The 15,090-nt window shown below is 34.9% G+C and carries 13 protein-coding genes; 7 read left to right on the top strand and 6 right to left on the bottom strand.

What is annotated here, in order from left to right; translation table 11 throughout:
* Positions 1 to 142: 142 nt before the first annotated feature.
* Together BQ5209_RS10025 and BQ5209_RS10020 are read right to left on the bottom strand one after the other, a co-directional pair.
* Positions 143 to 742 (bottom strand): methionine ABC transporter permease, encoded by a 600-nt coding sequence (locus BQ5209_RS10025; protein ID WP_370737843.1) that lies wholly within the window; start codon positions 740 to 742, stop codon positions 143 to 145.
* Between the two features lie 100 nt (positions 743 to 842).
* Entirely contained in the window at positions 843 to 1,886 is a 1,044-nt protein-coding gene (locus BQ5209_RS10020) for a methionine ABC transporter ATP-binding protein (RefSeq protein ID WP_085248640.1), read from the bottom strand.
* 267 nt (positions 1,887 to 2,153) lie between these two features.
* Here BQ5209_RS10020 and BQ5209_RS10015 point away from each other — a divergent pair, with 267 nt between their 5' ends.
* Entirely contained in the window at positions 2,154 to 3,002 is an 849-nt protein-coding gene (locus BQ5209_RS10015; RefSeq protein ID WP_085248638.1) for a MetQ/NlpA family ABC transporter substrate-binding protein, read from the top strand.
* A 36-nt stretch (positions 3,003 to 3,038) separates the two neighbouring features.
* On the opposite strand, the gene BQ5209_RS10010 is transcribed toward BQ5209_RS10015, so the two are convergent.
* Both BQ5209_RS10010 and pepN read right to left on the bottom strand, forming a co-directional pair.
* Positions 3,039 to 3,368, bottom strand: coding sequence for a rhodanese-like domain-containing protein (locus tag BQ5209_RS10010; RefSeq protein ID WP_085248636.1), 330 nt, complete (start codon positions 3,366 to 3,368; stop codon positions 3,039 to 3,041).
* 129 nt (positions 3,369 to 3,497) lie between these two features.
* Complete coding sequence (gene pepN, locus BQ5209_RS10005) at positions 3,498 to 6,131, bottom strand: aminopeptidase N (protein ID WP_085248634.1); 2,634 nt, start codon at positions 6,129 to 6,131, stop codon at positions 3,498 to 3,500.
* Between the two features lie 157 nt (positions 6,132 to 6,288).
* On the opposite strand from pepN, the gene pncB reads away from it, so the two are divergent.
* The 6 genes from pncB (at position 6,289) to mdtH (ending at position 13,722) form a co-directional block, all read left to right on the top strand.
* The gene (gene pncB / locus BQ5209_RS10000; RefSeq protein WP_085248632.1) at positions 6,289 to 7,482 is read left to right on the top strand and encodes a nicotinate phosphoribosyltransferase; all 1,194 of its coding nucleotides are present in this window, start codon (positions 6,289 to 6,291) and stop codon (positions 7,480 to 7,482) included.
* A 162-nt stretch (positions 7,483 to 7,644) separates the two neighbouring features.
* A complete protein-coding gene (gene asnS, locus BQ5209_RS09995; RefSeq protein WP_085248630.1) occupies positions 7,645 to 9,048 on the top strand; it encodes an asparagine--tRNA ligase in 1,404 nt (467 codons plus the stop codon).
* A gap of 276 nt (positions 9,049 to 9,324) precedes the next feature.
* Entirely contained in the window at positions 9,325 to 10,473 is a 1,149-nt protein-coding gene (locus tag BQ5209_RS09990) for a porin (protein ID WP_085248628.1), read from the top strand.
* A 301-nt stretch (positions 10,474 to 10,774) separates the two neighbouring features.
* Entirely contained in the window at positions 10,775 to 11,917 is a 1,143-nt protein-coding gene (locus BQ5209_RS09985; protein ID WP_085248626.1) for a porin, read from the top strand.
* 134 nt (positions 11,918 to 12,051) lie between these two features.
* A complete protein-coding gene (locus BQ5209_RS09980) occupies positions 12,052 to 12,510 on the top strand; it encodes a methylglyoxal synthase (RefSeq protein ID WP_085248624.1) in 459 nt (152 codons plus the stop codon).
* On the top strand, positions 12,511 to 13,722 hold the full coding sequence (gene mdtH / locus BQ5209_RS09975; RefSeq protein WP_085248622.1) for a multidrug efflux MFS transporter MdtH: 1,212 nt from the start codon (positions 12,511 to 12,513) through the stop codon (positions 13,720 to 13,722).
* On the opposite strand, the gene BQ5209_RS09970 is transcribed toward mdtH, so the two are convergent.
* Both BQ5209_RS09970 and lpcA read right to left on the bottom strand, forming a co-directional pair.
* Positions 13,700 to 14,479, bottom strand: a complete 780-nt coding sequence (locus tag BQ5209_RS09970) for a class II glutamine amidotransferase (protein WP_085248620.1) — start codon at positions 14,477 to 14,479, stop codon at positions 13,700 to 13,702. The two genes, mdtH and BQ5209_RS09970, sit on opposite strands and share 23 nt — an antisense overlap.
* A gap of 1 nt (position 14,480) precedes the next feature.
* The gene (gene lpcA, locus BQ5209_RS09965) at positions 14,481 to 15,059 is read right to left on the bottom strand and encodes a D-sedoheptulose 7-phosphate isomerase (protein WP_085248618.1); all 579 of its coding nucleotides are present in this window, start codon (positions 15,057 to 15,059) and stop codon (positions 14,481 to 14,483) included.
* Between the last annotated feature and the right edge of the window lie 31 nt (positions 15,060 to 15,090).

The following is a 15,090-nucleotide window of genomic DNA, read 5'->3' as shown; positions in this document are numbered from 1 at the left end:
AAATTTTGGTCAACAAATGGTGAATTTTTAATATCAAACTGGGGATCGTGCTTAATATCAATAAGAATCAAAACTCTTCGAGTAAAACATTTGGTTGCCTTTTAATTATCGTACTTGACTATGAGTGCTATTAAGTTCATGGTTATTCATGTCTTGCTTTTTTGGCTAAATAATTCCCCATGCTTTGAACAAATTGTACAGCAATGATAAGGATAATTACAGTTATAATAGTAACAGTAGTATCAAAGCGTTGATAACCATATGAAATGGCTAAATCGCCAATGCCACCAGCGCCAACCGCACCAGCCATAGCCGTTGCCCCAATTAAGCCTATAGTCGCAGTGGTTAAAGTTAAAATTAATGAGCTAAATGCTTCAGGTAACATAAAATACCAAATAATTTGTAATGGCGTTGCGCCCATTGATTTGGCAGCTTCAATAATACCACTGTCAACATCAAGCAGTGAATTCTCAACTAATCGGGCAATATAAGGTGCAACATAAATTGTCAAAGGCACAATTGCTGCTGTTGTGCCAAATGATTGGCCAACAATTAGTTTAGTTAATGGCAAAATAGCGACTAATAAAATAATAAAAGGAAGTGATCTAACAGTATTTATAATTGGATTTAATATGCGATAAATTAGTGGATTTTCTAATAATCCTGACTGTTTAGTTGTGACTAAACAGATACCAAGGGGAATTCCAATTAATGCACCAATTACTAAGGAAAAAAATACCATAATTAATGTTTCATAAGATGCTTGAACAAACTGCTCTGTTGTTAGAGTTGTTGAAAATGAAGATGCTAAATAGTTAAAAATATTTTTTATTGTTTCCATTTTAGTTGATCTCACTATGATTAATTTCAGTGACTTGAACCCCATGTTCACGTAGATAATGTATTGAATCATTGATATTATCTTCACGCCCTTTTAATTGTATAAACATACTGCCCAGTACATTTTTTTGAATTTCGGACATATGAGCAAATAAAATATTGACGATGACTTTTCTTTGCAAAATTAACTCATTCACGACAGGCTGTGATGCTGAACGTCCCAAAAATTCAAGTTTGAATAATCTGATGTTATCTTTTTTTCCTTCTATTTCTAATAGATTTTCAACAACGCCAATGGGAATTTGATCATTAATTACGGTGCTAACAAAATTTTTTGTTGTTTGATGTTTAGGATGACCAAAAACATCAATGACATTACCACATTCAATAATTTTACCTTTTTCCATGACAGCCACTTTATGGCAAATTTGCTCAATAACATGCATTTCGTGAGTAATTAATACAACCGTAATTTGATACTGTTCATTAATTTTTTTAATTAGATCTAAAATGGATTGGGTTGTTTGTGGATCAAGGGCTGATGTTGCCTCATCACACAGCAAAATATCTGGATTATTGGCTAAAGCTCGAGCAATACCTATTCGTTGTTTTTGTCCTCCTGATAACTCTTTAGGATAACTGTGTGCTTTATCACCCAACCCAACAAATTCAAGAAGTTCATAGACTCTTTTTTGAATAATTTGCTTTTTTTCTTTAAGTAAAATTAAAGGTATTGCTATATTTTCGAATACAGTTTTGGTTTGTAACAAATTAAAATGCTGAAAAATCATGCCGATTTTTTGTCTAATATGTCGCAATTCATTATTTGATAATTGATTTAGATCTTGATTTTGAATAATTACATGACCTTGTGTTGGTTGTTCTAGATAATTAATTAACCGAACCAATGTACTTTTCCCGGCACCACTATAACCAATGATGCCATAAATATCTCCTTTGTCGATGGTTAAGTTAACATTGTGCAATGCTTGTGTGATGATGCCATTCCGCTCGTATTGTTTTGATACATTTTCAAATTTAATCATTATTTGTAACCTATTTATTCTAGTTTAATATTTGGATAAATAATTGGCTATCGGCATTATCATGTCATGATTGATGTCAAACTTTAGATTCATTTCCAATGATGACAACTTATAATGTATTTAACGTTAGCATAGGTTAGTTTTCTGCTCTAATAATCGTTTTTTATAACTTATTCCTTAAAGTTATAAGATAGAATCACTTGGAATAAATGAACGCTTTTTTTTGTGCTACAGTGTTTAGTTCTTATAACCTATTGAGATTTTTTTATGAAAACATTATTTACTGAACAAAAATTTTTTAGGTATCTTGCAGTAGCGTTGGTTATCAGTTCAACGTTTTTAATTAATGCTTGCGATAATTCGTCAAAACATGTTAATAATCAAACCAAAAAAGCGATCAGTATGGGCGTATCACCAGGTCCTTATAATGATCTTTTTAATGATGCAGTAAAACCAATACTGGAATCTGAAGGTTATAAGGTTAAACTCGTTAACTTTCCTCATCTGCTTGAATCTGACATTGCATTAACAGAAGGCAGTATAGATTTAACCGTTGCACAACATACCGCTTATATGAATGTTTTTAACGAGCAACGTAATGCACATTTAAAGTCAGTTGTTCATGTACCATCAGTGCCAGCAGCGATATTTTCAAATAAATATACCTCATTAAAGCAAGTTTTTTCTGGCGCTAAAGTGGCAATTCCTCAAGATGCATCTAACGCTGCTCGCTCATACAATTTGTTAGAAAAAGCAGGTTGGATAAAATTAAAGGAAAATACTAATCCAATTCTTGCTAGTAAAAATGATATTGCTAACAATATTGCTGGCATTGAAATTATTGAAATGGATTCAGCAAATATTCCTCGCGTATTAAATGATTTAGATTTTGCGGTGATCCCTGGTAGTATTGTCTATTCGGCTAATATCGATGCAACAAAAGCATTACTTTCAGAAACTATTATTCCTGACTTAGAAATTATGGTAGTAGTAAATGAGGGAAATGAAAACAGCCAATGGGCACAAGATATTAAACGCATTTATCAGTCCCAACAGTTTAAGGATTATATGAAAGCACATAATCAAAATGGCTATTGGGTAATGCCTAAAGAATAAACGAGAAAAAATAAAGCCCGTTTGATAACGGGTATTTTAATATCTTGACATTTGTTTATCAATTATGCATGCCCAAGCATCAATTCCCCCTGTAAGGTTGTAAAGGTTATCGGTATCAAAACCATTTTCAGCTAAATAGTTAGCGACATTAAGACTTCTTATGCCGTGATGACAGTAAATAATAATATCGGTTTCATCAGGGATTTTGTCTAAATACAGTGGAATTAGGTTCATTGGAATATGCGTTGCTCCATTAATGTTGCAAATAGCGACCTCGTTAGCTTCGCGTACATCAAGTAAGAAAATGTTATCAAACTGGTTTAGTTTTTTTGCCAGTTCTGTTGGTGTGATTTCTTTTATTGTCATTATTTAAAACTCATGAGAATAATTGTCAAAAAATTTTAGCTAGAGATGTTTTTTAGTATCAAGCTTCAATTTTTCATTTATGTAATATCATCCTGTAAGAATATTACAGGATGATAATATTTTTGCTATTTATGCTTCTAATGCTTTGCTAATTTTTTCAAATAAATCTTTAGATAAATTGTCAATTTTTAACAAATCTTCAAGTGCTTTTCGCATCTGTTGTTGACGTTTTTCGTCATAACGTTTTAATCGAATCAGCGGATCGATGAGTCTTGCGGCAACTTGCGGATTTTTTTGGTTTAACTCAGTGAGGATTTCAACTAAGAATTGATAACCACTACCATCTTTAGCATGAAATGCCACAGGGTTATTATTTACAAAGGCACCAATTAATGCCCGGATGCGATTTGGATTACTGAGCGTAAATGAGCGGTGAGTTAATAATTTTTTCACTGTAGCAAGGGCGTTCTTATCTGGGCTTGTTGCGTTTAATGCTAACCATTTGTCCATAACCAGTCCATCTTGATGCCATTTATCATCAAAGTCTACTAATAGCTCTGTTCGACAATCAAGTTCAGCTTTTACCGCTACATTCAAGGCGGCTAAACAATCAGTCATATTATTGGCTTGATGATATTGTTGGCTCACTAATGTATTGGCGCGCGAATTGTCATCAGCATAAGCTAATAAAGTTAAACAGCAGTTTTTAAGTGATCGCTTAGCAATATCATTATGTTTAATTTGATATTGTGAAGTGTTATTGTAGTGATAAACAGCTAATAATTCATCATAAAGTTCGTTAGCAAATTGAGTTAATAAAAATAGACGTACTTCATGAATAGCAATTGGATCAACCACAGTAAATAAATTAGCTAATTCGTTTTCAGATGGCAAGGTCAATATTTGCGCGATAAGGGAAGGATCTGTATTTTCTGATAACAATACCGCTCTAAATGCATCTAATACTGAATCAGGTAATATTAATTTTTGATTTTCTTGATGATTTTTTACATTTAAACGAACATATTTCGCCAATAGCATTTGTGCTGCATCGTAGCGGCTAAATGCGTTAGTTGCGTATTGCATTAGGAAAATGAGATCATTATCTTGATAATCATAAGTTAACTTAACGGGGGCTGAAAAATCACGTAATAATGAAATGATCGGCTTTTCAGTTACCTTATCGAAGATAAATTGTTGTTTACTCTGCGTTAAATTTAACACATGGTGAATAGCTTTGCCTTGGTATTGCAGTGTAATGACTTCGCCGTTAGGTTGATATAATTCAATATCAAGCGGGATATGTAATGCCTGTTTTTGATTTTGATCTTGTGTCGGTGGCGTATATTGTTCCACTGTTAAAATATATTGTTGATTTGTTGTATCGTACTTATCGGTAACGGTTAGTTCCGGTGTACCTGATTGACTATACCATAATTTAAACTGAGTTAAATCGATGCCAGAGGCATCTTGCATGGCAGCAACAAAATCATCACACGTTGCGGCACTGCCATCATGGCGTTTGAAATAGAGTTTCATGCCTGCTTGGAATTTATCTTCACCTAACAAAGTATGCATCATACGAATAACTTCAGCTCCTTTTTCGTATACGGTTACTGTATAAAAGTTATTCATTTCAATAACTTGTTCTGGGCGAATAGGGTGAGACATTGGGCTGGCATCTTCGGCAAATTGAACGGTACGCAAAAGTTTTACATCTTCAATCCGTTTGACTGCACGAGATCCCATATCGGCGCTAAATTCCTGATCACGAAATACTGTTAACCCTTCTTTTAAACTGAGTTGGAACCAGTCACGACAGGTGACTCGATTACCTGTCCAGTTGTGAAAATATTCATGACCAATTACCCCTTCAATACCTAAGTAGTCATCATCTGTCGCTGTTTGTGGTTTGGCCAGCACATATTTTGAATTAAAGATATTTAATCCTTTGTTTTCCATTGCCCCCATATTGAAAAAATCAACCGCAACGATCATAAAAATATCTAAGTCGTATTCAAGTCCAAAACGTGTTTCGTCCCAACGCATGGCATTTTTCAAGCTTGTCATTGCCCAGTGCGAACGATCTAAATTACCTTTATCAACATAAATTTCTAAATCAACTTTACGTTTGGATTGCGTGATAAACTGATCTTTTAAAATATCAAAATCACCAGCAACTAAGGCAAATAAGTAGGCTGGTTTAGGAAAAGGATCTTGCCATTGTACCCAATGACGTCCATCAGCAAGTTCTCCTTGTGCGATGCGATTACCATTCGAAAGTAGGTAAGGATAGCGTTGTTTATTCGCAGTGATGCGTGTCGAAAAACGTGCAAGTACATCGGGTCTGTCAAGATAATAGGTGATATGTCGGAATCCTTCCGCTTCACATTGCGTACAAAGCGCTTCGCCTGATACGTATAATCCTTCCAGTGCTGTATTATTAATTGGTTTGATTTCGTTAACAATCGTTAAAGTAAACTCGGTAGGCACGTTGTGAATAATTATTCCTGTTTTTGTGATTTGATAATCATGCCATGGTTGCTCGTCGATATTAATGGAGATCAATTTAAGGTCTTCGCCATCTAAAATTAAATCGCTCGCTTGCTGGTTTTTTTGAACGACGCGGCTACGAGCTGTTACTGTTGTTATTTCGGGCGCTAAATCAAAATCAAGATCAATGTCGGTAATAGTAAAATTAGGCGCTTTATAATCAAGACGGTTTTTTGCAATAGGTTGCGATTCAGGTGTTTTTGTATTCATGTTGTTATGACCTTTGGGTTTAGACTCAATTTATACGTTGTGCTAACAAATATTATAGCTGATTAAAAACAATCTTATTACATAATTAATCTATATCTTCATTATTATTCTGCTATAATCTTCGGAATTTTATTTAAAGTAATAACACTAAATTTACATGTTACCAGCAATCATTACATCAATATTAGATACTGATGCTTATAAGTTGCATATGCAGCAGGCTGTATTTCATCGCTATCCTGAAGCAACCGTGGTTGCGCAGTTTCGTTGTCGTAGTGATGATTTACTAGGGCAATATGCTGATGAAATAATATATCAAGTAAAATTAATGGAATCATTAGTTTTGTCTGATGATGAATTTAACTATTTGTCAAATATCTCCTTTTTTAAATCTGACTATTTAAATTGGCTTAAAAAATGGCGTTTTAATAGTAATTTGCTTACTATTAAAAATGAAGATGGGAAGCTTTCCATTACCATTAAAGGAAAATGGTTAGATGTCATTTTATGGGAAGTACCATTACTTGCTGTTATTAGTGAGATTGTCCATAAAGACCGTTCACCAAATATTGGCGTTAATGAAGCATTGGCAAGGCTAAAAGATAAATTAGCCTTGTTTAATGAAAAAACAGCTAATATGGATATGTCGGGTTTTAATTTAATGGATTTTGGTACTCGTAGGCGTTATTCGTTTGCGGTACAAGAGGCTGTCGTTAGTTATTTGAAAACGCATTTTAATAACTTTCACAGTACTAGTAATTATTTACTTGCCTATCGTTTAGGGCTTACGCCTGTTGGAACGCAAGCACATGAGTGGTTTCAAGCTCATCAGCGTTTAAGCCATAATCTTCAGGATTGTCAAACAAATGCGCTTCAGGTTTGGTTAGATGAATATCCTCATGACTTGGGCGTGGCATTGACCGATTGTATTACAATGGATGCGTTTTTACGTGATTTTGACCTGCACTTTGCGTCTCACTATCAAGGACTTCGCCATGATTCGGGCGATTCAATTGAGTGGGGCGAAAAAGCTATCGCGCATTACCAGCAGTTAGGCATTGATCCTAAAACAAAGTTATTGGTATTTTCAGACAGTTTAAATTTTGATAAGGCACTTAATATTTATCATCATTTTAACCATCGCGTAAAATTATCTTTTGGCGTAGGTGGTTTTTTAGCTTGCGATATTCCTTCTAAAGAGGCTAATACTAAGGCTTTAAATATTGTACTTAAATTAACGGAATGCAATGATCAATCCGTTGCAAAACTATCAGATAGTCCAGGGAAAACGATATCTCAGGATTTAGATTTTATTGATGAATTAAAACGAACTTTTAGTGTTAAAATTTGATAATAATTCATATTTAACCTATCGTTCATATTAGAAAATAGAGATCAGTAATCAAGATTTTATTATTTAAAAATTCCATTTTGCTATGGAATAACCGTTAGAATAGATCTGTATTACTTCAAATATCACTTAAACAAATTAATGTAGAGATGGATAATTAAAATGACTTCAGTTGCACCTATTGTTGATGTGTTACAAGGCAAAATTGCTGTTGGTAGCACAATTTCTGTTCAAGGTTGGGTAAGAACGCGGCGTGATTCTAAAGCCGGCATTTCATTTTTAGCCGTTTATGATGGCTCTTGCTTTGATCCTATTCAAGCGGTTATTGAAAAGAATTTACCTAATTATGAACAAGAGATCTTACGTTTAACAGCTGGTTGTTCGGTTAAAGTTACTGGTAAAGTAGTAGAATCACCAGGTCAAGGTCAGAAATATGAATTACAAGCAACACAAGTTGAAGTATATGGCTTTGTTGACGATCCTGAAACTTACCCAATGGCAGCTAAACGTCACTCTATTGAATATTTGCGAGAAGTGGCTCATTTACGAGCAAGAACCAATATTGTTGGTGCGATAACGCGTGTACGCCATACGCTTGCACAAGCCATTCACCAATTTTTTGATGAGCGTGGTTTTTATTGGTTATCAACACCTATTATTACTGCATCAGATACCGAAGGAGCGGGCGAAATGTTCCGTGTCTCGACTCTAGATATCTTAAATCTGCCTAAATCGGATAGTGGTAAGGTCGATTTTGATAAAGACTTTTTTGGTAAAGAAGCATTTTTAACTGTTTCTGGGCAATTAAATGCCGAAACTTATGCTTGTGCACTTTCTAAAGTTTATACTTTTGGTCCAACATTTAGAGCTGAAAACTCAAATACAACTCGTCATTTAGCTGAGTTTTGGATGATGGAGCCTGAAGTGGCGTTTGCTGATCTTAACGACAATGCTAAGCTTGCCGAAGACATGTTGAAATATGTGTTTAAAGCCGTATTAGAAAAACGAGCTGATGATATGCAATTTTTTGCCCAGCATGTTGATAAAGAAGCAATTAAACGTCTTGAAAACTTTATTAATGCTGATTTTGCGCAAGTTGATTACACCGATGCTATAACTATTTTGCAAAACTGTGATGCTCAGTTTGAAAACCCTGTCAGTTGGGGAATCGATTTAGCCTCAGAGCATGAACGTTACTTAGCCGAACAACATTTTAAAGCGCCAGTGGTTGTCAAAAACTATCCAAAAGACATTAAAGCATTTTATATGCGTATGAATGATGATGGTAAAACAGTTGCAGCAATGGACGTTTTAGCGCCAGGGATTGGTGAAATTATTGGTGGTTCACAGCGTGAAGAGCGTTTAGATATGTTGGATAAACGTATGGAAGAGATGGGACTGAATAAAGAAGATTATTGGTGGTATCGTGATTTACGTCGATATGGCACAGTGCCACATTCGGGCTTTGGACTTGGTTTTGAACGCTTAATTGTGTATGTCACAGGTGTTCAAAATGTGCGCGATGTGATTCCATTTCCAAGGACGCCGCGCAATGCAAACTTTTAAATTGAATAAATGACAAGAAATTTTTTCGGTGGAGAGTTAAAAAACTTTAAATTGAGCAAAAAACAGACAAACAGAGCAAATATTAGCTTTAGACCTCAGGTTTAATGAAAAGTTCACTTGATTTTAAAAAAAATTTATACATAATTTACATTACTGTAAAAAGTAGGTAAAAATAATAGATAAAAATATTATTTTTTGAATTAACAATTATTAAGCAAAAATGACACTAAAACTTATGGAAAGTGTCATTTTAGAAAATAACCATGAGGGTAAACAATGAAACGTAATCTATTAGCAATCGCTATTCCTGCGCTTTTAGTAGCAGCGGGCGCAAATGCATCTATTGAAGTTTGGAACAAAGATGGTAATAAAGTTGACTTTTACGGTCGAGTAAAAGCAGCTAACAACATCACTGACCGTGGTCAGAATGGTGAAGGTGATGATACTTCTGCTCGTTTAGGTATGTCTGGTCAAACTCAAATTACTGACAGCGTAACTGGTTACGGTCGTTGGGAATATGAAGCGAAAGCAGGTAAAAACTCTAATAACGAAGTTCGTTATGCGTTTGCTGGTTTGAATTTTGGTGATTTTGGTTCAGTCGATTATGGTCGTAACGACGGTGTGTTAAAAGCAATTACAGCTTATACCGATGTATTACCACAATTTGGTGGCGACGCTGCAAACAACGATTGGAACGTGCTTTCATCTCGTGCTAAAGCAGTTGCAACTTATCGTAACAACAACTTCTTTGGTTTATTTGATGACTTAAGCTTTGCATTACAATATGCTGATAATGGCGATAATTCCAATACATTTAAAACAGATCGTATTAGAGGTGAGTCTCGTGAAGCTTGGGGTGCTAATGTTCAATGGAACATTTTTGACACTGGTTTAACTGCTGGAGCGGGTTATGCTCAAACTTCAAATAGCGATAATCGTCAAAGTACTTGGGCAACTGGTCTTAAGTATGATAACGAGAATTTATATTTAGGTGCTAACTATTTCCAAACTAAATTCAAAGATATAGTGGTATATGGACCGACGCATAACGATAATTACAAAACTGCTGATGGTAAAGTTAGAGGTTTTGAATTAGTAGCTCAGTATGGTATTGATTTAGAAGTAGGTCGTATCACTCCATCTTTAGCTTACGTTCAACATAAAGTTAAAGCTGATTCAGTTCGTTTCACCGAAGATAATATCCATTATCGCGGTTATGGATTTACTTCACCTGTAGCTAAATATGTATCTCTAGGTGCAACTTACGATCTAAACAAAAACTTCAGTGCAATTGTTGAATATAAATTTAACTTACTTGATCGCGATGATGTTGGTGCTGCGCAAAACACCAAAAATTCACGTGGTCACGATACTAAACCAGGTACTAAAGATGTGTTAGGTGTTGGTTTAATTTACCAATTCTAATATCTTTTGATATATCTTATAAAAAGGCACTTCGGTGCCTTTTTTGTTAACTAAAGACTTTTCTATTTAAAAACACATTTTATGCCTAAAAAAAATCACATTAAGTATTAAAATATTGTAAATTCGCAGAATTCATCTAATTAACGTTGCTAAATAGATAATAAATACAATAAAATCTATTTGCTATCTAAAAAATAGATATCACAGTAATAATATAATTGTTATTTATTGGCAATTATTTATTAAACGAAAAGCAAAATATAATTTGCATCTTTAATAATATACCTACGAGGGTAACAAAATGAAACGTAATCTATTAGCAATCGCTATTCCTGCGCTTTTAATTGCAGGTACAGCAAACGCTTCTATCGAAGTGTGGAATAAAGACGGTAATAAAGTGGATCTTTATGGTCGAGTTTATGCATTAAACTATATTACTGATCGCGATAATCAAACAGGTGAAGGCGACAAAACTACAGCACGTCTAGGCATGTCAGGTCAAACACAAGTGACAGACAGCGTAACTGGTTATGGTCGTTGGGAGTACGAAGCAAATACAGGTAAAAATGCAAATAACGAAACGCGTTATGCCTTTGCTGGTTTAAACTTTGGTGATTTTGGTTCATTCGACTATGGTCGCAATGATGGTGTATTAAAAACGTTAACGTCTTATACTGATGTTTTACCCGAATTTGGTGGTGATGCTTCAAATAATAATCTTTATGCATTAACAGCTCGTACAAAAGCCGTTGCTACTTATCGTAACTCAGATTTCTTCGGCTTAGTAAATGGTCTACGTTTTGCAGCTCAATATGCGGATAACGGCGATAACAGTTCAACAAGCCATTTCAAAAAACAGGCTAATAATGAAAAAAATGATAGCGCTGAAGCATGGGGTTCTGTTGTTGATTGGGATGTACTTGATACTGGTTTATCTGTTGGTGCTGGTTATGCACAAACCGGTGGTCATAAAGATGCCAAAACATGGTCAGCAGGTATCAAATATGATAATGACAACCTTTATTTAGCTGCGTTATATATCCAAGGCAAACAAAAATATGGTTGGGATAATGCATCAACGACTCACCGCGCTGATGATTTAAAAACCAAAGGCTATGAACTTGTTGCGCAATACGGCATTGACTTTGAAGTGGGTCGTTTAACCCCATCTGTTGCTTATATTCAACATAAAGTTAAAGATGCATCTCATTATTCAAATGATGCAGGGCTTAAAAGTAATGATTTAGCTAAATATGTTGATGTTGGTTTAACTTATGATTTTAATAAAAATCTAAAAGCTATTATCGATTATAAAATCAATTTATTAGATAAAGATGACATTGGTGCACGTCGTGCATTATATAAAGATGCTTCATTTACTCAATCACAAATCAATGGTACAACTAAAGACACAGTCGCGCTTGGTTTAATTTACCAATTCTAATTGGTGTATCTTTGTATTTTTAAAAGGCACTTCGGTGCCTTTTTTATTATTCGTTACTGATTAAATATCCCTTGCACTTTAATTAATACTCTGTTAAAAATCTATAAATCTAATAATATATTAGGATAACAATGATGCTTTATACTACACGTAAATTAATGGCTAAAAAAAATATTGCTTTAGTTGCTCACGATCACTTAAAAGATTCCTTATTAAATTGGTGTAAAAAAAATCGTGAGGAGCTTTCTAGACATAATTTATGTGGTACAGGGACAACAGGCACATTAATAAAACAAGAAACTGGACTCAATATTACACCAATGCTAAGTGGTCCTATGGGCGGCGATCAGCAAATTGGTGCATTAATTGCGGAAGGTAAAATTGATATTTTAATCTTTTTTTGGGATCCACTTAATGCAGTACCTCATGATCCCGATGTCAAAGCGTTATTACGGTTATCTACGGTTTGGAATATTCCAGTTGCAACTAATCAAGCAACAGCCAATGCATTGATTCAGTCTTCTATTTTTACGCAAGAAGTTGATATTGAAATTCCTGATTATCAAAACTATTTAGCGCAAAGAGTCAAATAAATGCCAATACCATCCCAAATTCGTAAAATGGGTCGGCAAATACTGTTGCTTGATAATCTATTTATTGTTTTAGGTTTTTATATTGTGTTTCCACTGGTTTCAACCCACTTTGTTAGTCAAGTGGGTTGGAGCGCACTATTTGTTGGTTTTGCGCTAGGATTTCGGCAATTTGTTCAACAGGGCTTTGGCATTATTGGTGGTGCTATTGCCGATCGATTTGGTGCGAAACCTATGATTGTCGCCGGTATGTTTTTACGCTGTATTGGTTTTATCTGCATGGCTATTGCAAGTGAGCCTTGGTTATTATTACTTTCTTGCTTACTTTCAGCGTTAGGGGGATTATTGTTTGATCCGCCCCGAATGGGACTAACTATTAAATTTACCCGTCCACATGAGCGAGGTAAGTTTATATCACTGTTAATGATACAAGATAATGCTGGCGCCGTAATTGGTGCTCTTATTGGTGGAGTTTTAATTGATTATGACTTCCATCTAGTGTGTTGGTGTGGTGCTTTTATTTTTTTCTTATGTGGGATTTTTAATATTTTTTTCCTACCGGCTTACCACATTGCCATTGGTAAAGCGCCTATTATTAATGGCATGAAAATGGTTATAAAAGATAAAAAATTCACACGCTATGTGCTTACATTAACCGGTTATTATGTACTATGGGTACAAATTATGTTGATGCTACCTTTAACCATCACTAGCGTATCAGGTAGCCCAAGTTATGTGAAATGGATGTATGCTATTCAAGCAGGTATTTCACTGGTACTGCTTTATCCACTAGCTCGTTGGAGTGAAAAATATTTTAGATTAGATCAGCGTCTTAAGTTTGGTCTATTTTTAATGTCATGTGCTTTTGTTATTATAGGTTTTACATCACAATTAACTGCATTATTATCACTAATTGCATTATTTTATTTAGGGGCTATTATTGCCGAACCCGCGCGTGAAACTTTATCAACAGTACTGAGTAATCCTAAGGCAAAAGGTAGTTACATGGGATTTAGTCGTTTAGGTCTTGCTCTAGGCGGATTTATTGGTTATACCGGTGCTGGTTGGTTATATGATATTGCTATGCAAATGGGTTTTTTACATCTTCCATGGATAGTGTTGACCACAATTGGGCTATTAACTTTAAGCTATCTACAATATCAATTTAAAAATGAGTCAACAATGCCATGTGTTAAAATGAGGAAGATTGGCTAATTTCACCATCTTTAAATAAAATAGCCTCGCCAGTATTAAGCTTATGCCATGTTTCATTTGAGGTTAATGGTAATGTAGAAATAATGGTAACGACATCATTCGGTGTTGTATGTTTTTGAAAGTCAATTTCTACATCTTCATCTAGCAATTTTGCTTTGCCAAATGGCGCTTTGCGGGTTATCCAATGTAAGTTAGTTGTGCAGTAAGCAAATACATATTGCCCATCAGACAGTAGCATGTTAAATATGCCGAGTTGGCTTAATTGATTGGCACATTGTTTAATAAAATTAAACAGCTCAAGAACATCAAAAGGTTTGTGTAAATACTTTTGATGTAGTTGATTTATTAAATAACAGAAAGCATATTCGCTATCGGTTTCTCCAATAGGTTGAAAAAGTCCTGTATCTAAATTCTGGTAATTGGTTAATTGTCCATTGTGCGCAAAAGTCCAGTTTTTACCCCACAGTTCACGGGTAAATGGATGGGTATTTTCTAGGGCGACACCGCCTCGATTTGCTTGTCGAATATGGGCAATTACGGCTTTAGATTTGATGGGATATTCTTTCACCATTTTAGCAATAGGTGAATAACTGCATGGCTCGGGATCTTTAAATGTTCGGCAGCCTTTGCCTTCATAAAACGTAATTCCCCAGCCATCTTTGTGGGGACCTTTGTCCCCACCTCGTTTAACTAGGCTGGTAAAACTAAAGCAGATATCGGTTGGCACATTTGCGCTCATACCCAATAATTCACACATATTATTTGACCATCTCTTTTTCAATCAGTAGCATAAGAATATGAATAACTTTAATGTGGATTTCTTGTACGCGATCGGCATAACCAAAGTGTGGAACACGAATATCAACATCAGCAAGTCCATTCATCTTACCGCCATCTTTACCTGTTAATGTAATGACTTTCATGCCTTTTTGTTTTGCTGCTTCAATTGCTTTCAGCACATTAGCTGAATTGCCTGAAGTTGAAATACCTAAAAGCACATCACCTTTTTGTCCAACACCTTCAATATAACGAGAAAAAATATAATCAAATCCATAATCGTTACCAACACAAGAAATATGACTTACATCAGATATTGCTATTGCAGGGTAAGCCGGACGATTGTCACGATAACGCCCAGTTAATTCTTCAGCAAAATGCATCGCATCACAATGAGAACCACCATTACCACATGATAAAACTTTGCCTCCTTGTTTAAACGAATTAGCAATTAAAATTGCGGCTTGTTGAATTCGTTCAAGGTTTTTATCGTCTGAAACAAATTTGGTTAATACGTCAACGGCTTGATTTAACTCATCACGAATATTGTTAATGTACACTACTATTTCTCCTTAATAAATTTATATACCA

Source organism: Gilliamella mensalis (genome assembly GCF_900103085.1).
Lineage (GTDB): Bacteria > Pseudomonadota > Gammaproteobacteria > Enterobacterales > Orbaceae > Gilliamella > Gilliamella mensalis.
The sequence above is the reverse complement of the archived record's forward strand: the minus strand, read 5'-3'. Positions and strand labels throughout refer to the sequence as shown.